The sequence below is a fragment of the Aquitalea sp. FG25 genome (assembly GCF_057809375.1).
In genome coordinates this window covers 1-21,143 of the sequence record NZ_JBMDJV010000017.1, presented here as the reverse complement: position 1 = coordinate 21,143, position 21,143 = coordinate 1, and the positions used below count along the sequence as shown (strand labels likewise).

The following is a 21,143-nucleotide window of genomic DNA, read 5'->3' as shown; positions in this document are numbered from 1 at the left end:
TGAATCCGTCCATCTTACCACCTGACCCAACAGGCCGCAGGCTAGCCCTTCATCAAATTCTTCAAGGCCAGACGCACGCCGTCGCTGACGGTCACGTCGGCGGGCAGGCCCTTGGTGGCGGTGGCGGCCTCTTTCTCGTTGTAACCCAGCGCCAACAGGGCATTGATGATGTCGCTCTTGTCATCCGGCGTAGCGGCAAACGGCAGGCCGCCCGGCACCGCCAGATTGCTGCCGGTGGCCAGCTTGCCGCGCAGCTCCAGCACCAGCCGTTCGGCAGTTTTCTTGCCGATGCCCGGCACGGACGACAGGCGCTTGATGTCTTCACTGGCAATGGCCACTGCCAGTTCATCTGCCGTCATGCCAGACAAGATGGCCAGCGCGATCTTGGCCCCGATGCCACTGACCTTGATCAGTTGGCGGAAGGTTTGCCGCTCTTCCTTGCTGGCAAAGCCAAACAACAGATGGGCATCCTCGCGCACCACCAGATGAGTAAACAAGGTGGTTTTCTGGCCCAGCGCCGGCAACTGATAAAAGGTGGTCATCGGCACATCCACTTCGTAACCGACGCCGTTGACGTCCACCACCACTTGCGGCGGCAGCTTTTCAATAAGGGTGCCGCTGAGGCGTCCGATCATGACAAACATTCTCCCAATAAAAATGGCTGCTCAGGCCAGTAGCAAGGCCACAGCCAGCAACAGCGGAAACAGATTGGCCGCCATGATGGTGGCGATAATGGCCGGACGCAAGCGCGCCGGTTCGGCAGCATGCCGCCACAGCTGCCAGCTGGCATACAACGATAACGGCAGCGTCAGCAGACCAAGCGCGGCAGATAGCGGTAGCAACTGCCGCCATAGCAATATGGCCAGCACGCCATAAGCCAGCACCACCAGCAGGCCATAGCCTGCACGTGCCTGCGTAAGCGGCAGCCGCACCACCCAATGCCATTTACCGGCCTGTCGGTCAGCCTCGCGATCAGGAAACTGGTTGATATACAGCAGCAGGCTGGTGAGAACGGCAAACGGCAGGCTGGCCCACAGCAAGGACGGCAGCCAGTAGCCACTCAACAATACCGCCATACCCTGGGGCAGCAACAAAAAGCACAAGGCCACGCTGACTTCCCCCAGGCCACGGCTATTCAGCCGCAATGGCGGGGCCGAATAGCCCCAGCCCAGCACCACCCCGGCAAAACCGATCAGCAATAGCGGCACGCCACGCAAACTGACCAGATACAAGCCGCCAGCAATCACCAGCGCAAACAGGCCACCAGCCAGGCGCTGCATCTGCCTGACACTGAGTACACCGTTCTGGATGAAGCGGCTGCCACCGGTAAAGGGGAACACCCGTGCGGTATTGGCGGCATCCGTGCCATTGTGATGGTCGGCCACATCATTGATGACATTGACTGCGGCATGCGTAAGCAAGGCCAGCAGCAGGCCCAGCGCAGCCAGCGGCCAGTGCTGCCGTAATGCCGTCCAGCCGCTGCCCGCCATGCCCAGCATCACACCGGCCAGCGTGATGCTGAGAAAGGCAGGCCGGGTGGCCAGCCACCAGCGGGCAGGATGGTGTGCCAGGGCAGTGGCCTGCGGTTCGATGGCTACAGGAGAAGACGACATGCAAGACTCCGTCAGGGCGATGCCCACAGCATAGCGCAGCAACTACCGACCGTGCTTGCGCTATACCAAGCGACCGCCACGCACTTTCAGGCCCTGCCTTGCCAGTTGGCCGATGGCACCACCACTGAGGTTGGCGTGCGCCAGCGCCACGGCCAAGGCATCTGCCGCATCGGCCTGTGGTGTGCCAGACAGATTAAGCATGCGCACCACCATATGCTGTACCTGCTCCTTGGCCGCCTTGCCATGGCCGACTACCGATTGCTTTACCTGCAAGGCGGTGTAGTCCGATACCGCCAGATTGCGCAGTACCAGGGCGGAAACGCAGGCACCACGTGCCTGGCCCAGCATCAGTGTGGCTGCCGGATTGACGTTGACGAACACCTGCTCGATGGCGGCTTCGTGCGGCTGATAGGTATCGATCACCCCAAACAGACCATCGATGATGACCTTGATGCGCTCGGCCAGCGGCGCGCCTTGCGGCGTGCGGATGCAGCCGGAAGCCACGTAGTGACGCTGTTGGCCAATCAGGTCGATCACGCCAAAACCGGTAATACGGCTACCCGGGTCCACCCCCAGAATGCGCCGGCTCACACCGACCAGCCTGCGGCAATGGCATCGGCCTGGGCCAGCCGTTCCGGCGTGCCGACATCCAGCCACAAGCCATTCAGCCGACTGCCGCTCACCCTGCCCTGCGCCATGGCGGCACGTAACAGCGGTGCCAGCTTGGCCGGATGTCCGGCGGGCGTGCTGGCAAACAGTGCCGGATGGTAGGCGGCAATGCCGGAAAAAGTCAGCCCATTACCGGCATCCGGCGTGGCGGCCAACAGGCCGTTGTCCAGCAGGCCGAAATCACCCGCCGGATTGTGCGGCGGATTATCCACCAGCAGCAGGTGGGCCAGACGGGTCTGGCCATCCAGTTGCTGTGCCGCTTGCCGCAATGGCGCGAAATCAATATCAGACAGCACATCGCCATTCACCACCAGAAACGGAGCAGCGCCCAACAAGGGCAGCGCGGTGGCAATGCCACCTGCCGTTTCCAGCGCCGTAGCCTCCGGCGAGTAAGCAATCTCGACATCGAAGCGACTGCCGTCGCCCAGTACCTGTTCGATCTGCGCGCCCAGCCAGGCGTGGTTGATCACCAGTTGACGAACGCCCACGGCGGCCAGACGGCGGATATGCCATTCGATCAAGGGCCTGCCACCGGCCAGCAACAAGGGCTTGGGGGTGTGGTCGGTCAGCGGGCGCATGCGCTCGCCACGACCGGCAGCCAGGATCATTGCTTTCATACTCACCACATCAGCCCTTGACACTCAGCACCGGATAGGTCGACTGCAGCTCGGCATCGGTCTCGTCCTTGCCCACCAGCTCCAGCAGCAGTTGGTAGATCGGGGCCAGCTCCTGATAGCGGCGGGTGGTGCGCTTGAGGTACTTGATGAAGCGCGGAATCTCGCTGCGGTACTTTTCCTTGCCGTCACGGTGGTAAAGTCTTGCAAAGATTCCGGCCACTTTCAGATGGCGCTGCACGCCCATCCATTCGAAATCGCGGTAAAAATCATCCACGCTTTCCGGTACCGGCAGGCCAACTGCACGGGCTTTTTCCCAGTAGCGGATGGCAATATCCAGCACAAAATCTTCTTCCCATTCGATGAAGGCATCACGCAGCAAGGACACCAGATCGTAGCTGATCGGGCCATACACCGCGTCCTGGAAATCCAGCACGCCGGGCCGCTCCGTCGTCAGCATCAGGTTGCGCACAATGAAATCACGGTGCACATAAACCTGGCTTTGCGGCAGGATGGCCGCCAGCAGTTTTTCACAGCCGGCATCCCATAACTGGCGCTGGGCATAGTTGAGCGGCTTGCCTAGTTCCTTGGCGCAGAACCACTCGGGAAACAGGCTGAGTTCTCGGCGTAGCAAGGCTTCGTCGTACTCCGGCAGCACGCCGGGCTGGCTGGCCTGCTGCAGTTGCACCAGGGTATCCACGGCCTCCAGCAGCAGATGACGATGCACGAGCGGACGCGCGTCATGCTCCAATGCCGCCAGCAGGGTAACCTTGCCCAGATCCTCCAGCAGCATGAAGCCCTGATCGCGATCACGTGCGATGATTTCTGGCACATTCACCATGGCAAACACCTCGCATACCTTGACGTAGGGGTCGGTGTTCATCTTCTCTGGCGGGGCATCCATCACGATGCGCGAAGTACCGTCCGGGAAGTGGGCGCGGAAGTAGCGGCGGAAGTCGGCATCGGCGGCGGCAAACTCCACCAGGATGTCGGTTTGCGGATACAAGCTGGAGAGCCAGCTCTTGAGTTGTTCCAAACGTTGCATGTCGGTTCGTCACGATGCTGATAGAATCGTGTGATTTTATACTGCCCACCTGTCCACACGATATGGCTTTGTGCATGCTCAAACTGCAGCCCACGAAAATGACACTGGCCCTGGCCGCCGCTTTCTCGGTTTCTGCCGCCCAGGCCGACGATAATGCGCCCCAGGCGCTTACCACCCCGCCCGCAGTCCAAGGACAGACGCATGTCACTGCCGACCACATGGACGGGCAGATGCAGGACAAGCTCAAGGCCAGCGGCGATGTGGTGGTCATCCGCGACAATCAGACCCTAGAAGCGGACTGGCTGGATTACTACCAGCAACAAAACCGTGTCAAGGCAGGCAACCACTTCCGCCTCACCCGCGAGAAGGACGTCGTCACCGGCACTACGCTGGACTACTGGATGGACGAGCACACCGGCTCGGCCCAGCAGCCTTTCTTCCAGATGGGCAGCCCGGATACCAGCAACAAGCAGGGCGGTGCCAAGCGCAGCCTGGCCAAGTCCGGCATCGCCTTCCGGGGTGATGGCAGCGAGCTACAGTTCACCGGACCAGACCAGTACCGCCTGATCAACAGCCGCGTGAACTCCTGCGTGGTGGGCGATGACTCCTGGTATCTGAAGTCCTCCACGCTGGACCTGAACTACGCCACCAATATCGGTGTTGCCCGCAATGCCCGGCTGGAATTCCAGGGTGTCCCCATCCTGTACACACCGTGGATCGACTTTCCGCTGGATGGCAGCCGCAAATCCGGCCTGCTGACGCCGACCTTCCGTTCCGGCACCACCGGCTTTGACATTGCACTGCCCTACTACTGGAACATTGCACCCAATTTCGACGCCACCCTCACGCCGCACATCAACCTGAAGCACGGCACCATGCTCGCTGGCGAGTTCCGCTACCTGGAGCCGAACTACGAAGGCAGCATCTATACCGAGCAGCTGCGCAATGACAAGCTGACCAACACCAACCGCTATGCCTGGTATGCGACGCACAAGCAAACCGTCGTCCCCGGCCTGACTTTCGGCTACGAGTACAACTACGTTTCCGACGTCAATTACTTCAGTGATTTCGGCGACCGTACCCTGCAGGCAACCAATATCAACCTCAAGCGCGAAGCCTGGGTGAAATACACCACCGGCTGGCAGGGCGGTAGTGTCGACACCATGCTGCGCGTACAGCGCTACCAGACGCTGGAAGATCCGGTCATCGCCGCCGACCAGCCCTATGCGCGTCTGCCGCAAATGACGCTGGTGGCCAACCAGAAGCTGCCCGCCGGCCTGAATTTCAATCTGCAAGGCGACATGACCCGCTTCTCGCACCCCACCTTGCAGACCGGTGACCGTTTCGTGGCCTACCCCAGCGTGACCTGGTCACTGCTGGAAAAGAGCTGGGGCTTCATCAAGCCCAAGTTCGGGGTCAACTACACCAAATACGACCTAAATCCGCTGGGCAGCAATACCACGCCGGGCAGCACCATTACCCGCACCTTGCCGATCTTCAGCACCGACTCGGGCCTGTCCTTCGAGCGCAATACCAACTTTAGCGGCAGCGATTACGTGGAAACGCTGGAACCGCGCCTGTTCTACGTTTACATTCCGGCCAAGGATCAAAGCAAGATTCCAAACTTCGACAGTTCGGAAAACGACTTCAACTTTGCCCAGTTGTTCTCGGAAAACCGCTTCTCCGGCTGGGACCGCATCAATGCCGCCAACCAGCTGACTGCCGCCGTCACCAGCCGGCTGATCAGCAGCGAGTCGGGTATCGAGCGCCTGCGTGTCATGCTGGGCCAGCGCTACTACTTCAAAAATGAAGACACCTCGCTGTATGGCGACCAGATCACCCTGCAGAACAACAGCAAGGGCCTGTTAGGCAGTTTGGGTGGCGACCTGACCAAGGCACTGCGTCTGGACAGCACCTACGAATACAATCAGGACCTGTCCAAGACCCAACGTTACAACCTGCAGGTGCGCTACAACCCGGCACCGGGCAAAACCGTCAGCCTGCGTTACCGCTATGGCCGCTATGAACAGATCGGCGATACCACCCAGTATGGCCCGCTGCGCCAGATTGACCTGGGCGTGCAATGGCCCATCGCCCGCCAGTGGTATGCCGTTGGCCGCGAAAGCTATTCGCTGATCGACAACAAGCCACTTGAGCATCTGCTCGGTGTGGAGTACAACGACGGCTGCTGGACTGCCCGCTTTGTAGTGAAACGTGATTCGACGCTGGCCACCACCATTTCTTCAGCCTCCACCAGCACCGGTGTATTCTTCCAGCTGGAACTGCGCGGTCTTGGCGGTCTGGGTAGCAGCCCGACCTCCGACCTGAAGCTGGCAATTCCGGGCTACTCCAATATTTCCGACATCCAATCCTATTGACCATGAAAAAAACCCTGCTTGCTCTGTTGATCGCCACACTTGTCCAGACGACCCATGCAGCACCGGCCAACCCGGTCAATGAAATGGATCGCATCGTGGCCGTGGTTAACAAAACCGTGATTACCAATATCGACTTGCAACACCGCGTCGATGCCACCATCCAGCAACTCAAGGGCCAGAACATCACCCCACCGGCGCGCGATATCCTGGCGCATCAGGTGCTGGAGCAGATGATTACCGAACAGGTACAGCTGGAATACGCCAACAGCAACGGCATGCGCGTGGACGAGCATGACCTGGACCTGGCCATCGACGACCTGGCCAAGCAAAACAAGATGGATACCAAGGGCCTGCAGGCACAGCTGGCCAAAGAGGGCGTACCTTTTGCCCGATTCCGCGAAGAAATCCGCCGCGAAATCGTGCTGGCACGCTTGAAAAACAATGAAATCGGCTCCCGCATCAATGTCACCGACAGCGAAGTCGATCAGGTACTGAAGAGTGCCCAGAGCGCCAATCGCAGCGAATATCATCTGGCCACCATTCTGGTCAGCACGCCGGAACGGGCTGATGCCAAGCAGCTGGACAATCTGGCGGCCAAGGCCAACAAGGCACTGGGCGAGCTGAATGACAAACAGGCATTCGCCAAGGTGGCCGCCACCTACTCCGACGCACCCAATGGTATCAAGGGCGGTGATCTGGGCTGGCGCCCGTCCGCCACCTTGCCGCCGGAATTCGTCTCCATGCTGGACAAGCTGAATCCCGGCCAGCACACCGGCGTCATCCGCACACCGCAGGGCTTCATGATTTTCCAGCTGATCGAAAAGCGTAGCGGCAATCAGCCCCTGCTGGTGGAGCAGTACCACACTTCGCATATCCTGATTCGCACCAATGAAGCCGTATCGGATGCCGACGCCAAGAGCCGCATTCTGCAAATCCGCGACCGCATCCTGCGCGGGGCCAAGTTTGCCGAAATGGCCAAGCTGTATTCGGAAGACGGCAGCAACGTCAAAGGCGGCGATCTGGGCTGGGTCAACAAGGGCGACATGGTGCCCGAGTTTGAAAAAGCCATGCTGGCCCTGCCGGTAGGCACCGTATCCGAACCAGTGCGCAGCCCGTTTGGCTGGCATCTGATTCTGGTGGATGCCAAGCGCAACCAGGATGTCTCTGCCGACCGCGAGCGCCAGACCATCAAACAGCAGCTGCGTCTGCGCAAGCTGGACCAGGCCTACCTCGACTGGGTACGCCAACTGCGTGATTCGGCTTTTGTCGAACAGCGTCTGGACGATAACTAAGCCATGACTGCCGTACGCCCGCTGCTGGCCGTCACCGCCGGTGAACCCGCCGGTATCGGCCCGGATCTGGTGCTGCAACTGGCCGGTTTCCAGGGTGATGCCCGGCTGGTGGTGATTGCCGACCTGCCGCTGCTGCAACAGCGTGCTGCGCAGCTGGGCCTGCAGCAGCTGCAGTTTCAGCCTTACCAGCCCGGCCATCCCGCGCCCGAGGCCGGTACGCTGGAAGTCCTGCACGTACCGCTGGCAGTACCGGTTACCCCCGGCGTGCTGGACGCGCGCAATGGCCGTTATGTGCTGGAGACGCTGGACGTGGCCATTGCCGGCTGTCTGTCTGGCGAATTTGCCGGCATGGTCACCGCGCCGGTGCACAAAGGCATCATCAACGATGCCGGCGTGCCCTTCAGCGGCCATACCGAATATCTGGCAGAACATACCGCCACGCCACGCGTGGTGATGATGCTGGCCGGTGCCGGCATGCGGGTGGCGCTGGTCACCACCCATCAGCCGCTGCGCGCGGTGGCCGACGCCATCACCAGGCCGGAGCTGGAGGCAGTCATCCGCATCCTGCATGCCGATCTGCAACACAAGTTTGGCCTGCCCGCCCCGCGCATTCTGGTGGCTGGCCTCAACCCGCACGCAGGGGAATCCGGCCACATGGGGCGTGAGGAAATCGACGTCATCGAACCGGTATTGCAACAGTTGCGCGCTGAAGGCATGCAGCTGATCGGCCCGCTGCCAGCCGATACGCTATTCAATCCGGACAAGCTGGCGACAGCCGACGCCGTGCTGGCCATGTACCACGATCAGGGCCTGCCGGTGCTCAAACACGCCAGCTTCGGCGCGGGAATCAACATCACCCTGGGCCTGCCCATCATCCGCACCTCGGTGGACCACGGCACGGCGCTGGACCTGGCCGGCACTGGCCGGGCCGATCCGGGCAGCCTGTTCGAGGCCGTGCGTCTGGCCACACAACTGGCCAGCAGCCAGCAGTAAGCCCCCGGCAAAAACACCACAGCCCCTGCTGACAACAGGGGCTTTTCCTTTTGTGGCAATACCTTAAGCCTGACATGCCGATTTTGTCGGACAACATCCAGAACCGGTCGGTATCTTTATATCAAAATGTAAAAATGACGCGCACGGCATTTTTCGCAACGCAGCAATTGGGCTAAACTAGCCGCTAATGTATTCAAACAATTACAGCAGCACGGACCATGACCACCAGCACCCATCAGCGTCTCCGCGAGATCCCCTATAACTACACATCCTATTCGGACCGGGAAATCTTCATCCGGCTTCTGGGCGCACCCATGTGGGCGCTGCTGGAAGAGTTGCGCAGTGAGCGCAAGACCGGCCGTTCCGCCCGCATGCTGTTCGAGGTACTGGGGGATATCTGGGTTGTAGACCGCAACCCCTACCTGGTAGACGACCTGCTGGACAACCCGAAGCGGCTGTCCGCGCTGGTGGAAGCCATGCACCACCGCCTGCAGGAAGTGGAAAAGCGCCGCGAAGGCAATGACAAGGTAGGCCAGCTGATTGCTGCCGCCCGCCAGGCAGTAAACGACTTCGAGCAACAATTTGCCGAAACCCGTGCGCTGCGTCAGGCCATCCTGAAAAAGCTCAGCCGCCACACCCGCCGCGACAACATCCTGTTTGACGGCCTGGCCCGTGTGTCGCACGTGACCGATGCCACCGACTGGCGCGTGGAATACCCCTTCGTGGTGCTGTCGCCGGATACCGAAGAAGAAATCGCGCCGCTGGTGCGTGCCTTGATCGAACTGGAACTCACCATTATTCCGCGTGGCGGTGGTACCGGCTACACCGGTGGTGCCGTGCCGCTGGACCGTCGCAGCGCCGTCATCAACACCGAAAAGCTGGTACAGCACAACGGCGTGGAATACATCGCCCTGCCCGGCCTGGACGGCCAGCGCGCCACCATCCAGTGCGGTGCCGGTGTGGTGACCGCCCGCGTGGCCGAAGCCGCCAGCGCTGCCGGTCTGGTGTTTGCCGTGGACCCCACCTCCGCTGAAGCTTCCTGTATTGGCGGTAACGTCGCCATGAATGCCGGCGGCAAGAAAGCCCTGCTGTGGGGTACAGCGCTGGACAACCTGGCCAGCTGGAAGATGGTGGACCCGAACGGCAACTGGATGTTTATCGAACGGGTCGGCCACAACTACGGCAAGATCCACGACGTGGACGTGGCCAGCTTCCGCATCACCCGCTACAAGGAAGACGACAAGACCGTCCTGTCCACCGAGCAGCTGGACATCCCCGGCCCCACTTTCCGCAAGGTAGGCCTGGGCAAGGACGTGACCGACAAATTCCTGGCTGGTCTGCCCGGTGTACAGAAGGAAGGCACCGACGGCATCATCACCAGCGCGCGCTTTGTGCTGCACCGCATGCCGGCGCACACCCGCACCGTGTGTCTGGAATTCTTTGGCACCGTGGCACAGGCCACCCCGGCCATTGTGGAAATTACCGACTACTTCAAACAGGGTGGCACCGGCCATTCTGCCGGCGTGCAACTGGCGGGTCTGGAACACCTGGACTGGCGCTATGTACGCGCCGTGGGCTATGCCACCAAGGCCAAGAGCAAGGGCCGGCCAAAAATGGTGCTGATCGCCGACATTGTCTGCGACGATGAAAACGCCGTGGCCGAAGCGGCCAGCCAGGTGGTGCGCTTTGCCAATGCCCGCACCGGCGAAGGCTTTATTGCCGTCACCGCAGAAGCGCGCAAGAAGTTTTGGCTGGACCGTTCGCGTACCGCCGCCATCTCGCGCCACACCAACGCCTTCAAGATCAACGAAGACGTGGTGATTCCGCTGCCGCGACTGGGTGATTACTCCGACGGCATCGAACGCATCAATATTGAACTGTCGGTTGCCAACAAACTGCGCCTGCTGGATACGCTGACCGAATATTTCCATGGTCGCCTGCCGGTGGATACCGAGGGCGGTGCCGTCTCCGCCGACGAAATCATTGGCGAGCGCCGCAGCGCCGCGCTGGAGCTGATTACCACCTTGCGCCAACGCTGGCAGTGGCTGCTGGACAATCTGGACGCACCGTTTGCCCAGTACCGCTCGCTATGGCCGGATGTGCCGCTGGTGGATGCCAATGCCAGCCCGTCCAGCGTGTTCATCGCCATGCGCGATTTCCAGCTGCGCGTCAGCTGGAAGGACGAGCTGCTGAACGATCTGGAAAACCTGTTCTCCGGCAAGGCTGATGCGCCGATTCTGGATGCCGTGCATGCGCTGCACCAGAAAGTGCTGCGTGGCCGCGTATTCGTGGCGCTGCACATGCACGCCGGTGACGGTAATGTGCACACCAACCTGCCGGTCAACTCCGACGACTACGACATGCTGCAAACCGCCCACAAAGCGGTGGCGCGCATCATGCAACTGGCACGCAATCTGAACGGCGTGATTTCCGGCGAGCACGGTATCGGCATCACCAAGCTGGAATTCCTCACCGACGACGAAATCGCCCCCTTCCGTGCCTACAAGCAGCGTGTGGACCCCAAGGGCCATTTCAACCGTGGCAAGCTGTTGCCGGGCGCCGACCTGAGCATGGCCTACACCCCGTCGTTCTCGCTGCTGGGTGCGGAATCGCTGATTCTGGAGCAATCCGACATCGGTGCCATTTCCAACAGCGTCAAAGACTGCCTGCGCTGCGGCAAATGCAAACCGGTGTGCTCCACCCACGTGCCGCGCGCCAACCTGCTGTACAGCCCGCGCAACAAGATTCTGGGCGTCGGCCTGTTGACCGAGGCCTTCCTGTACGAAGAGCAGACCCGTCGTGGCGTCAGCCTGAAGCATTTTGACGAGCTATCCGACGTGGCTGACCACTGCACGGTGTGCCACCGCTGCGTGAAGCCCTGCCCGGTAAAAATCGACTTCGGCGATGTCTCGGTCGCCATGCGCAATTTCCTGCGCAAGACCGGCAACAAGCGCTTCAACCCCGGCACCGCGCTGGGCATGGCCTTCCTCACCGTCAAGGACCCGGCCACCATCAAGGCCATCCGTGGCGGCCTGGTCGGCTTTGCCTATAAAGCACAGCGTCTGGGTTACAGCGTAGGCAAGAAGCTGCACCTGACCGGCGGACAAACCAAGCAGCCGCCGTCCACCGTCGGCAAGGCACCGGTGAAGGAACAAATCATCCACTTCATCAACAAGCCGATGCCAGGCGGCCTGCCCAAGAAAACCGCCCGTGCGCTGCTGGATGTGGAAGATGCCAACGTAGTACCGGTCATCCGCAACCCACAGGTGGCAGAAGATGCCGAAGCGGTGTTCTACTTCCCCGGCTGCGGCTCAGAACGCCTGTTCAGCCAGGTTGGCCTCGCCACCCAGGCCATGCTGTGGCATGTGGGTACCCAGACCGTCCTGCCGCCGGGCTATCTGTGCTGTGGTTATCCGCAGACCTCGGCAGGCTACGCCGACAAGGGTGAGGCCATCACCACGGAAAACCGCGTGCTGTTCCACCGTCTGGCCAACACGCTGAACTATCTGGACATCAAGACCGTGGTGGTCAGCTGTGGTACGTGCTACGACCAACTGGCCAAATACCGCTTCGAGGAAATCTTCCCGGGCTGCCGCATCATCGACATCCATGAATACCTGATGGAGAAGGGCCTGAAACTGGAGGGCGTTGGTGGACAGAAGTATATGTATCACGACCCTTGCCACACCCCAATCAAGACCTATCAGCCGCTGGATGTGGCCAACAAGCTGTTGGGTGGTGGCGTGACGCTGAATGATCGTTGCTGCGGCGAATCCGGTACCTTTGCCGCCAGCCGACCAGACATTGCCACCCAGGTGCGCTCGCGCAAGGAAGAGGAAATCAACGCGGATCTGGCCAAGATCGGTGCTACCGAGCAGCCGGTGAAAATCCTCACCTCCTGCCCGTCCTGCCTGCAGGGCCTGTCGCGCTACAGCCCGGATACCGGCACCGAGGCCGACTACATCGTGGTGGAAATGGCCAAGCACATCCTGGGCAAGAACTGGATGAAGGACTACGTGGAAAAAGCCCGCAACGGCGGTATCGAACGCGTGCTGCTGTAAGCATTTATCCCGTATCACCCATCAAACCGCAGGCCCTGTGCCTGCGGTTTTTTCATGGCTGAATGCAAGATGCAGGACGATGCCGGCGATAAGTGCGCTGTAGCCAGCCATATAGCGGGCGCTGCGTGAAGTCTTGCCGCCATTGCCCCACCACATCGGGCAGGCAAGCCTGCATCGCCGCTTCATCCCCATTCCACGGCAGCATCGGCCATAGCAGCGAAGCCGCCGTCAGGTCCGCCCGGCTGAAGGCATCCCCCACCAGATAATCCCGCCCATGCAAGGCTGCTTCCAGCTTATTCAGTGCCCGCTCCAGCTGAGGCAAGGCGGCGACTGCACTGTGCGGGTTGATCCGCATCTTGTAAAACATGGCATGGCGGATCAAACCGAACAGCGCCTGAAACACCACCCCCTGGCCACGCGATGCACCACGCAGCAAAAAAGCCATCGCGTACTGGCGCTGACGCAGCACATGAGAATAGAACCACAAGCGCAAGGGCACACCAACCTCCTCGCCCAACCAACACTCCCACTCCCGCGCCTGCCGGGCTTGTGACTGTTCTGCCGGTGTCAGACCATGCTGCGGCCAACGCAAATCCAGATAGTCGATGATGGCCGACGAATCCTGCACGATGTAAGCACCATCCCGTAAAATAGGCAGTGAACTGGCACTGGCTATACGCCGACTCCAGGCCAGATGTAAAGCGGGTAACAAGTTGACCACCCGGTAGGGCTGCTGCTTGAGGTCCAGCGCCCAGCAGGCTTTTTCGCAGAAATGGGAAAAGGGGAATTGATAGAGTGTCAGCATCAGCCTGTCCGGCCCGCATTGGCAGATACCAAGATGATGCCACGCAATGACATAAGCATTGCCAGCTGTCTAACCGGATCTTGCGCCAGATCAGACCGGCAATCCCGAACGAGCCAAAAGAAAGGAGGAGGCGTAAGCCTCCTCCTTTCTTGAGCACTACTTACTGCGAGTGAGCTGCCGCTGAGCGGCTTATGACTTATTGGTTCAGCTTACGCGGGGCATGCTGGTGATGCTTCACCACACGGTGGTGGTGGTGATGCTTGTGCATATGCTTTTTGGCAGCTTGTGCCTTTTGTGCGGCAGGTGCTGAAGCAGCCTTGCGGGCCTTCTTCACCTGATGGTGTTTTTTCTTGGCGTGATGCGCCTTGGCATGCACCTTGGCAGGTGCGGTAACGGCAGGCTTGGCAGCCGGGGCTGAGGCATCTGCGGCAAAACCGGCAGCGGAAGCCAGACCAAACACGGCGGCAAGGGCAAGGGCGGCGATCTTTTTCATGGTCATTCTCCCGTCAGGCGACTTTGTTGAGTTCCGGGGGCAGCGTGTTTGCTGTCTCCATGAACTGCATCTTAGGCAGGGGATGCCGACCCGTCTGTGAGACTCTTGTAAGCCTGTGTAAGCAATCGTAACCAGCTCAGCCCGGCTGTGCCTGCTGCGGGGCCACCCGTGTCACCAGCAGTTGGTCGATGCGGTAGTTGTCGATATCCACCACCTCAAACTTGTAGCCCGCGTACTCGACATGGTCGGTGCGCTTGGGAATCTTGCGCAGCATGTACATCATGAAACCGGCAATGGTTTCGTAATTTTCGTCATCCGGAAAACTGTCGATATCCAGCGCGCGCAATACGTCTTCCACCGGCGAGGCGCCATCCACCAGCCAGCTGTCGGCATCGCGCTGCACGATCTGGTCTTCCTGGTTTTGCGTCACCAGGTCGCCCATCACCGTGCTCATCACATCATTCAGGGTGATGATGCCCACCACCAGCGCGTATTCATTCATCACCACGGCAAAGTCTTCGCGTGAGGCCTTAAAGCGCGCCAGCAATTCGGATAACGTCAGGCTGTCGGGAATGATCAGCACATTGCGGATGGTCAGCTCACGCTTGATCGACACGCTCTGCTGGTTCACCAGCCGCGTCAGGATATCCTTGGAATCCACATAACCCACCACCGCATCCACCACGCCATCACACACCAGGTATTTGGCGTGCGGGCTGTCGGCAATCTTGCGCTTGATGCTGCTTTCTTCTTCCTGCAGGGTGAAATACACCACGCTTTCGCGCGCCGTCATCGATGACGGCACGGTGCGGCTTTCCAGCTCGAACACATTTTCGATCAGATGGTGTTCCTGCTGCTGCAATACCCCGGCCTCGGCACCGGCCTCCATCATGGCCACGATATCATCCGGCGTCAGGTCATCCGGCCGCGCTGTTGGCAGGCCGAACAGCCGGAACAGCATATTGGCCATGCCGTTGAACAGCCACACCAGCGGCATGAACAGCCGCACGCAGGCCTGCATCGGCCGTACCACACGCACCGCAATCTGCTCAGGCGCGGACATACCCAGCCGCTTGGGCATCAGGTCGGCAAACAGCACAAACAAGGCGGTAACCGTGACAAAGGACAGCAGAAAGCTGACCCGCTCCACCCAGTCGGCGGAGAAAACCAGATGCAGCGCCTGGGCAAAATAGGGGGTAAAGGCTGCCTCACCCATGATACCGGCCATGATGGCTACGGCGTTCAGGCCGATCTGCACCACGGTAAAGAACAAGCCCGGCTGCGCCTGCAAGGCCAGCACACGGTCGGCGCGCATATCGCCTTCTTCGGCCATTTGCCGCAGTTTAATTTTGCGTGCCGCCGCCAACGAAATTTCAGATACGGAAAAGAAGGCACTGATCAAAATCAGTACGGCGATCACCATCAGGCTTTGAACCAGATTCACACAGTATTTCCAGGGAGTTAGCGACGATTTGTCTTGTACAGAATAGCAGCTCCGCATGACAGGACTGAACATACGGACAGTTCAAGCAGTATAACAGACGAAAAAATGCAGCAAGTGTCCGCCACGGTAGAATGGGCGACATCCATCAACAGGAAATGGCTATTTGATCATGACTTGCCCTCTTTGCACCCTGCCGGCTGGCGAATTACTGCATGAAGACTCTCTACTCTGGGTACTGCTGGTGGACGAGGCAGGCTACCCCGGCTTTTGCCGCGTCATCTGGAAACGACATGTGCGCGAGATGAGCGATCTGTCCGCCGCCGAGGCGCGCCATCTGCTGGACTGGGTTCTGTACACCGAACGCGCGCTGCGCCAGGTGATGCAGCCAGACAAGATCAACCTGGCCAGCCTGGGTAATGTGGTACCGCACCTGCACTGGCATGTCATCCCGCGTTTTGCCGATGATGCCCACTTTCCCAGCCCGATCTGGGCCAGCCCGCAGCGCGTTGGGGCCGACCACAGCCAGGCTGGGCTGGCCGACAGCCTGCGGGCTGCCTTGAAAAATCAGCCACTTGCCGCTGCACTGCAATAAACCGGCCCGCTTGCCGACTGCAGCTGCTTCTGTGTAGGCTAGAGCGGTCCTGCCGGTTTGCCACCTCTTACCGGCAGGCATGCGGAACCGCTTTCAAGCCGGCCCCTGGGCCGGCTCGTAAGCGGCTCCTCCTTGCCACATGGCGCAATCCACGGCCATGTGCACATCCATTCAGGAGAAGCCGATGTACACTACCCTCATCAGCCCGGCACAGTTGCAGGCGCTTGATCCCGCACACTACGTCATTCTCGACTGCCGCTTCCAGCTGACCGACCCGGAATACGGTCTGCATGCCTATCAGGCCGGCCATATTCCCGGTGCCATCTACCTCAATCTGGATTACCACCTGTCCGGGGTAAAAACCGGCAGCAATGGCCGTCACCCCTTGCCAGATGGCCAGCGGCTGGCGGTGGATCTGGGCGCCGCCGGCATTACCGGCGACATTCAGGTGATCTGCTATGACGACGCCGGTGGCATGTATGCCGCCCGCGCCTGGATGCTGCTGCGCTGGCTGGGCCACGCTGCCGTTGCCGTGCTGGATGGTGGCATCCAGGCTTGGCAGCAAGCCGGAGCGGTACTGGAAACCGACAAAAAGCGCTATATGCCGCGCCGCTTTCCGGTGAATGCCAGCCTGGTTGAAACCGTCGATGCCGACCAGGTGCTGGCCAATCTGGATGAGCAGGATTTTGTCGTGGTGGATGCCCGCAGCCCGGATCGTTTCCGTGGCGAAGGCGAAACCATGGACCCGGTGGGTGGCCACATCCCCGGCGCACGCAACCGCTTCTTCCAGCACAACCTGGATGGCAACGGCCACTTCAAGGACCCAGCTATCTTGCGCAGTGAATGGGAGGCCGTACTGGCAGGCAGCAAGCCGGAAGAAATCGTCCACCAGTGCGGTTCCGGCGTCACCGCCTGCCATAATCTGCTGGCCATGGAACATGCCGGGCTGAGCGGCAGCCGCCTGTACCCTGGTTCTTGGAGCGAATGGTGCAGTGACCCGGCACGCCCGGTCGCCCGCTAAGTCACACCACCATGAAAAAACCGCCGTCTTGGGTATCCCAGGCGGCGGTTTTTCGTGACAGGCCAGCTCAGGCCAGGATGAAGCGTTGCAGCAACTGCTGCCCGGCAGCCCAGCTACCCAGACCGGCATGACTGCCCATATGGCCTGCGTTACCGGCGTCCACCAGCCGGGTACCCCACAGCTCCGCCATGGACTGTGCGGTGGCAAAATCGCAGAACAGGTCATCCCGGCTGGCCACCATCACCGCTGGCACGGGTAACCGTCCGGCACTGGCTTGTGTAAATCCGGAGAAAGCGGGCAGCGCAGCACCTTCCGGCAGCTCACCACTGGCCCGCGCCCGTGCCTCGGTAATGGGCAGCGTGGGCGGGGCCACCAGCAACACCCCCTTGATACGGCGCTGTGTGGCCAAATCAACTGTACGCAGCCATTCCACTGCGGTGTGACAGCCCAGGCTGTGCGCAGCCAGCACGATCCGACCACTGCTGTCTCGCACCAGCGCATCCAGTGCGGCAACCCATGCCTCACGCTCCGGATAGAGCCAGTCCTGTTGCTGCACCCGCCGCGCCAAGGGATAGGTCAGCTCCCACAGGGTTTGCCAGTGCTTGTCACCGGAGTTACCCCAGCCGGGCACTGTAATCAGCACCACATCATCATCGTCCAGCATCACAGCCCTTATGCCTTACTGATGCCACCGGCCTTGCACTGGCCGCATCATGGTTGATCGCCGCGTGACCACACTACCTGGCACGCAGGCCACAGGCTAAAGCTTAAGGCTGCGGAATGCAAAACCGCCGGACAAGCCGACGGTTTCAACATGCAACACAAGGGGCTTAACGACGCCCCTCGCCGGGCTGGTCTGGCCAGGGTCCGCCGGGCCGGCCATTACGATGATCATTACCGCGATGGTCTTCGCCATTGTGCCAGCCATTGTCGTGCCTATCATAACCATGGGGATGCTCACGCTGATAACGTGGGGCAAATTCCTCGCGATACCACTGGTCCTGCACAAAATACACCCGTCGGTCACACGCATGGTAACGGCTGCAATAGCGATCCCAATGGCGGGCATGACCCGGCGGAACACGCAGATAGATGGGCGGCTGGGCCACCACCACCGGACGGACAAGCACCGGCTGCGGATATAGCAGGGCCGGGGGCGGATAATTACCAATATCCAGTTGGCCATAAAAGCCCGGCTCACCAATATTGACGGAAATACCGACATTGGCAGCGAGCGCCGGTGCCGTGGCACCCAGTGCCAGCAGAAAAATCAGCAGACGGTTTCTCATGGCATGCATCCTGTGAAGTTGAGATTGAGCCAGCCGCCGACACAGCTGCATTGTCGGCGGACACGCACAAACGATAACTTCATCCTAGCCGCAAGACGTAAGAAAGGGTTAAGACAATCATTGCAATTTGTTGCCAGCACGCCATGCTCAACACAAATTCATCAAGCCGGCAGGTCCAAGGCGTAATCGACAATCAGCGGGGCATGGTCGGAGAACTTCTCCTCCTTGTACACCGAGGCGGTTTTTGCCAACGCCATCAGCGACGGCGTGACGATGTGATAGTCGATGCGCCAGCCCACATCCTTGGCATAGGCCTGGCCACGGTTGCTCCACCAGCTATAACCCGGCTGCTCCGGATACAGGGTGCGCCAGACATCACACCACCCCACCCGGCTTAGCAGGTCGGTCATCCAGGCGCGCTCTTCCGGCAGGAAGCCAGAGTTCTTCAGATTACCCTTCCAGTTTTTCAGGTCGATTTCATTGTGGGCGATATTCCAGTCGCCACAGATCACGATATCGCGCCCAGCTGCCTTGAGCTGCTCTAGATGCGGCATGAACACATCCAGAAACTGGAACTTCACCTGCTGGCGCTCATCGCTGCTGGAGCCAGAAGGCAGATAGAGCGACACCACGCTCAGATTACCGAAATCCAGTTGCAGGAAGCGGCCCTCGGCATCGATCCAGTCCACCCCCAGGCCTTCCACCACCCGATCGGGCTGGCGGCGGGTGTACACCCCTACACCGCTGTAACCTTTTTTCTCGGCATAATGGAAGTAGCCCGTCATGCCGTCTGGAGCCCGCATACGCTCGCTCAGATCTCCCGCCTGTGCCTTCAGCTCCTGCACGCAGACAAAATCGGCAGCAATACCAGACAACCAGTCAAAAAAACCTTTCTTGTCCGCCGAGCGGATGCCATTTAGATTGGCTGAAACGATTCGAAGCAATGCAATCTCCTGTGCTATCCTTGCCGACAAATTTTCTAGCCGTTCAGATAGTTAACTAGTCTCTATGAGGAATGATATGAGCGATTTCCGCCAAGATTTTATCCGTTTTGCACTCGACAAGCAGGTATTGAAGTTTGGCGAGTTCATCACCAAGGCCGGGCGCAAATCGCCGTATTTCTTCAATGCCGGCCTGTTTAACGACGGTTTGTCTACCTTGCACTTGTCGCGTTTCTATGCCAAGTCGATAATGGCAAGCAATATCGAGTTCGACATGCTGTTCGGGCCAGCCTATAAGGGTATCATCCTGGCCGCAGGTGCCACCATGGCCATGGCCGAAGCAGGCCGCAATGTGCCCTTTGCCTATAATCGCAAGGAAGCCAAGGACCATGGCGAAGGCGGCACCCTGGTTGGCGCTCCACTGCAAGGCCGCGTGCTGATCATCGACGATGTGATTTCCGCCGGCACCTCGGTACGCGAATCGGTCGAGCTGATCCGTGCTGCCGGTGCGACACCTGCCGGCGTGGCCATTGCACTGGACCGCATGGAACGCGGCACTGGCAGCCTGTCCGCCGTGCAGGAAGTGGCTCAGCAATATGGCATGCCCGTTGTGGCCATTGCCACCCTGAAAGACCTGCTGGGCTTTCTGGAGGGCAGCCCGGAACTGGCGCAGCATCTGGCTGCAGTACGCGACTACCGCACCCAATATGGAGTGAATGATTAAATGACCAAGCATCTTCCTGCCTTGTTGCTCTTGCTGAGTTGCGGCACCGCCATGGCTGATGGTGCGCTGTACAAGTGGGTGGACGACGCGGGCAAGGTGCATTATAGCGACGCTGCTCCGCTGCAAAACCAGAAGCAGGGTGTGGCCGAACTGAGCCGGCAGGGTACTGTTCGCAAGCAGGCAGAAAGCGAGCAGGCCCGCCGCCAGCGTGAAGCCAGCGAAGCCCAGCACAAGCAAGAACAGCAGCGTCAGCTCGATAGCGCCCGTTACGACAAGGGACTGCTGGAGAGCTACCGCAATATCGACGAATTGAAGGCCGACCGCGCAAAGCAGCTGAGCATCCTGCAGGCATCGCTGGATGCCCAGTACTCGCGCCTGAAATCTCTCAACCTGCAACTGCGCGATATGCTCAAGGAGCAGGATGTCAGTCAGAAAATGCACCGCCCGGTACCGGCTGGCCTGCAACACAATATCCTGGTGATTCAGCAGGAGCAGAAAGGCCTGGGAGTGCAGCTTGCCACCAAGCAGGCTGAATTCAACAGCGTGCGTCAGAAAATGCAGGAAGACATTGCACGCTACCAAGAGATCACCCGTAGCAGGCAGTAAATAAAAAAAGCCGGAATCTTCCGGCTTTTTTCATCATTTCCACCAGCCATTCACTGGCCGCCGGCATCCTTGCGCTTCCACGCCTCATCCAGTTGCTGCGTCTGCTGTTGCATCTGCTGCTTTGCTGCGGCGTCGGCACTGCCAGCTGCAGCCAGTTCCTCCGTAGCACGCTGTACTGCCGCCTGGGCATCTGCCAGACGCTGGTCTGCCTGCAACTTTGCAGCCTGCGCTTGCTTGAGCCGCTCTGCGGCCTGTTCCTGCAGATTATTGGCCTGCTGATAGGCCATCTGCGCCGACAGCAATTGTTCATCGACCGTCTGCGCCAGCAGGGGCAGCGGAGCCGCCAGCAACATCACAAAGGCAAAATATTTGATCATTGGCCGGACCCTCTCACAGGTATTCTTGAGCCTGTCATTATCCACACCCACAGCCGGCTTGACGATATCACCATGACAGATCGGCAAAACAAAAAGCCCGGTCAGCTTGGCTGACCGGGCTTTTGTACTATTGGTGGGTTGTGAGTGGCTCGAACACTCGACCTACGGATTAAGAGTCCGCTGCTC

The 21,143-nt window shown here is 60.0% G+C and carries 20 protein-coding genes; 8 read left to right on the top strand and 12 right to left on the bottom strand.

The window, feature by feature from the left end:
• Positions 1-41 precede the first annotated feature (41 nt).
• The 5 genes from ruvA to amgK are packed head-to-tail and all read right to left on the bottom strand — an operon-like array spanning position 42 to position 3,941.
• Positions 42-635 carry a Holliday junction branch migration protein RuvA gene (gene ruvA, locus ACODR9_RS15450; RefSeq protein WP_488810320.1) on the bottom strand — a complete coding sequence of 198 codons (594 nt, stop codon included), beginning with the start codon at positions 633-635 and terminating at the stop codon, positions 42-44.
• 30 nt (positions 636-665) lie between these two features.
• A complete protein-coding gene (locus tag ACODR9_RS15445; RefSeq protein ID WP_488810319.1) occupies positions 666-1,613 on the bottom strand; it encodes a prenyltransferase in 948 nt (315 codons plus the stop codon).
• Between the two features lie 60 nt (positions 1,614-1,673).
• A complete protein-coding gene (ruvC, locus tag ACODR9_RS15440) occupies positions 1,674-2,204 on the bottom strand; it encodes a crossover junction endodeoxyribonuclease RuvC (RefSeq protein WP_045846364.1) in 531 nt (176 codons plus the stop codon).
• Positions 2,201-2,899 (bottom strand): N-acetylmuramate alpha-1-phosphate uridylyltransferase MurU, encoded by a 699-nt coding sequence (murU, locus tag ACODR9_RS15435; protein ID WP_488810318.1) that lies wholly within the window; start codon positions 2,897-2,899, stop codon positions 2,201-2,203. The genes ruvC and murU overlap by 4 nt, the downstream gene beginning before the upstream one ends.
• A gap of 10 nt (positions 2,900-2,909) precedes the next feature.
• Positions 2,910-3,941 (bottom strand): N-acetylmuramate/N-acetylglucosamine kinase AmgK, encoded by a 1,032-nt coding sequence (amgK, locus tag ACODR9_RS15430; protein ID WP_488810317.1) that lies wholly within the window; start codon positions 3,939-3,941, stop codon positions 2,910-2,912.
• Positions 3,942-4,039: 98 nt separating this feature from the next.
• On the opposite strand from amgK, the gene ACODR9_RS15425 reads away from it, so the two are divergent.
• The 4 genes from ACODR9_RS15425 (at position 4,040) to ACODR9_RS15410 (ending at position 12,665) form a co-directional block, all read left to right on the top strand.
• The gene (locus tag ACODR9_RS15425) at positions 4,040-6,319 is read left to right on the top strand and encodes an LPS-assembly protein LptD (protein WP_488810316.1); all 2,280 of its coding nucleotides are present in this window, start codon (positions 4,040-4,042) and stop codon (positions 6,317-6,319) included.
• A gap of 2 nt (positions 6,320-6,321) precedes the next feature.
• Complete coding sequence (locus ACODR9_RS15420; RefSeq protein ID WP_488810315.1) at positions 6,322-7,611, top strand: peptidylprolyl isomerase; 1,290 nt, start codon at positions 6,322-6,324, stop codon at positions 7,609-7,611.
• 3 nt (positions 7,612-7,614) lie between these two features.
• Positions 7,615-8,604 (top strand): 4-hydroxythreonine-4-phosphate dehydrogenase PdxA, encoded by a 990-nt coding sequence (pdxA, locus tag ACODR9_RS15415; protein ID WP_488810314.1) that lies wholly within the window; start codon positions 7,615-7,617, stop codon positions 8,602-8,604.
• Between the two features lie 218 nt (positions 8,605-8,822).
• Entirely contained in the window at positions 8,823-12,665 is a 3,843-nt protein-coding gene (locus ACODR9_RS15410; protein WP_488810313.1) for a DUF3683 domain-containing protein, read from the top strand.
• Between the two features lie 52 nt (positions 12,666-12,717).
• Here ACODR9_RS15410 and ACODR9_RS15405 read toward each other — a convergent pair whose 3' ends face one another.
• The 3 genes from ACODR9_RS15405 to paeA form a co-directional block, all read right to left on the bottom strand.
• Entirely contained in the window at positions 12,718-13,470 is a 753-nt protein-coding gene (locus ACODR9_RS15405) for a glutathione S-transferase family protein (RefSeq protein WP_488810312.1), read from the bottom strand.
• 196 nt (positions 13,471-13,666) lie between these two features.
• Positions 13,667-13,963 (bottom strand): acid-shock protein, encoded by a 297-nt coding sequence (locus ACODR9_RS15400; protein ID WP_488810311.1) that lies wholly within the window; start codon positions 13,961-13,963, stop codon positions 13,667-13,669.
• Positions 13,964-14,099: 136 nt separating this feature from the next.
• Positions 14,100-15,407 carry a polyamine export protein PaeA gene (gene paeA, locus ACODR9_RS15395; protein WP_488810310.1) on the bottom strand — a complete coding sequence of 436 codons (1,308 nt, stop codon included), beginning with the start codon at positions 15,405-15,407 and terminating at the stop codon, positions 14,100-14,102.
• A gap of 169 nt (positions 15,408-15,576) precedes the next feature.
• Between paeA and ACODR9_RS15390 the strand changes: the two genes are divergently transcribed.
• Together ACODR9_RS15390 and ACODR9_RS15385 are read left to right on the top strand one after the other, a co-directional pair.
• Positions 15,577-15,999, top strand: coding sequence for an HIT family protein (locus tag ACODR9_RS15390; RefSeq protein WP_488810309.1), 423 nt, complete (start codon positions 15,577-15,579; stop codon positions 15,997-15,999).
• 184 nt (positions 16,000-16,183) lie between these two features.
• Complete coding sequence (locus ACODR9_RS15385) at positions 16,184-17,020, top strand: sulfurtransferase (protein WP_488810308.1); 837 nt, start codon at positions 16,184-16,186, stop codon at positions 17,018-17,020.
• Between the two features lie 67 nt (positions 17,021-17,087).
• On the opposite strand, the gene ACODR9_RS15380 is transcribed toward ACODR9_RS15385, so the two are convergent.
• The 3 genes from ACODR9_RS15380 to ACODR9_RS15370 all read right to left on the bottom strand — a co-directional run bounded on the left by ACODR9_RS15380 (position 17,088) and on the right by ACODR9_RS15370 (position 19,253).
• Positions 17,088-17,684 carry an RBBP9/YdeN family alpha/beta hydrolase gene (locus tag ACODR9_RS15380; protein ID WP_488810307.1) on the bottom strand — a complete coding sequence of 199 codons (597 nt, stop codon included), beginning with the start codon at positions 17,682-17,684 and terminating at the stop codon, positions 17,088-17,090.
• A 166-nt stretch (positions 17,685-17,850) separates the two neighbouring features.
• Positions 17,851-18,309, bottom strand: coding sequence for a hypothetical protein (locus ACODR9_RS15375; protein ID WP_488810306.1), 459 nt, complete (start codon positions 18,307-18,309; stop codon positions 17,851-17,853).
• Positions 18,310-18,470: 161 nt separating this feature from the next.
• Positions 18,471-19,253: an exodeoxyribonuclease III gene (locus ACODR9_RS15370; protein ID WP_488810305.1), complete on the bottom strand. Its 783-nt coding sequence runs from the start codon at positions 19,251-19,253 to the stop codon at positions 18,471-18,473.
• A gap of 76 nt (positions 19,254-19,329) precedes the next feature.
• Between ACODR9_RS15370 and pyrE the strand changes: the two genes are divergently transcribed.
• Both pyrE and ACODR9_RS15360 read left to right on the top strand, forming a co-directional pair.
• Entirely contained in the window at positions 19,330-19,974 is a 645-nt protein-coding gene (pyrE, locus tag ACODR9_RS15365) for an orotate phosphoribosyltransferase (RefSeq protein WP_488810304.1), read from the top strand.
• Entirely contained in the window at positions 19,975-20,580 is a 606-nt protein-coding gene (locus ACODR9_RS15360; protein WP_488810303.1) for a DUF4124 domain-containing protein, read from the top strand. It abuts the gene before it with no gap.
• Positions 20,581-20,630: 50 nt separating this feature from the next.
• Here the strand turns inward: ACODR9_RS15360 and ACODR9_RS15355 are convergent, their stop codons facing one another.
• The gene (locus ACODR9_RS15355; protein WP_488810302.1) at positions 20,631-20,957 is read right to left on the bottom strand and encodes a hypothetical protein; all 327 of its coding nucleotides are present in this window, start codon (positions 20,955-20,957) and stop codon (positions 20,631-20,633) included.
• Between the last annotated feature and the right edge of the window lie 186 nt (positions 20,958-21,143).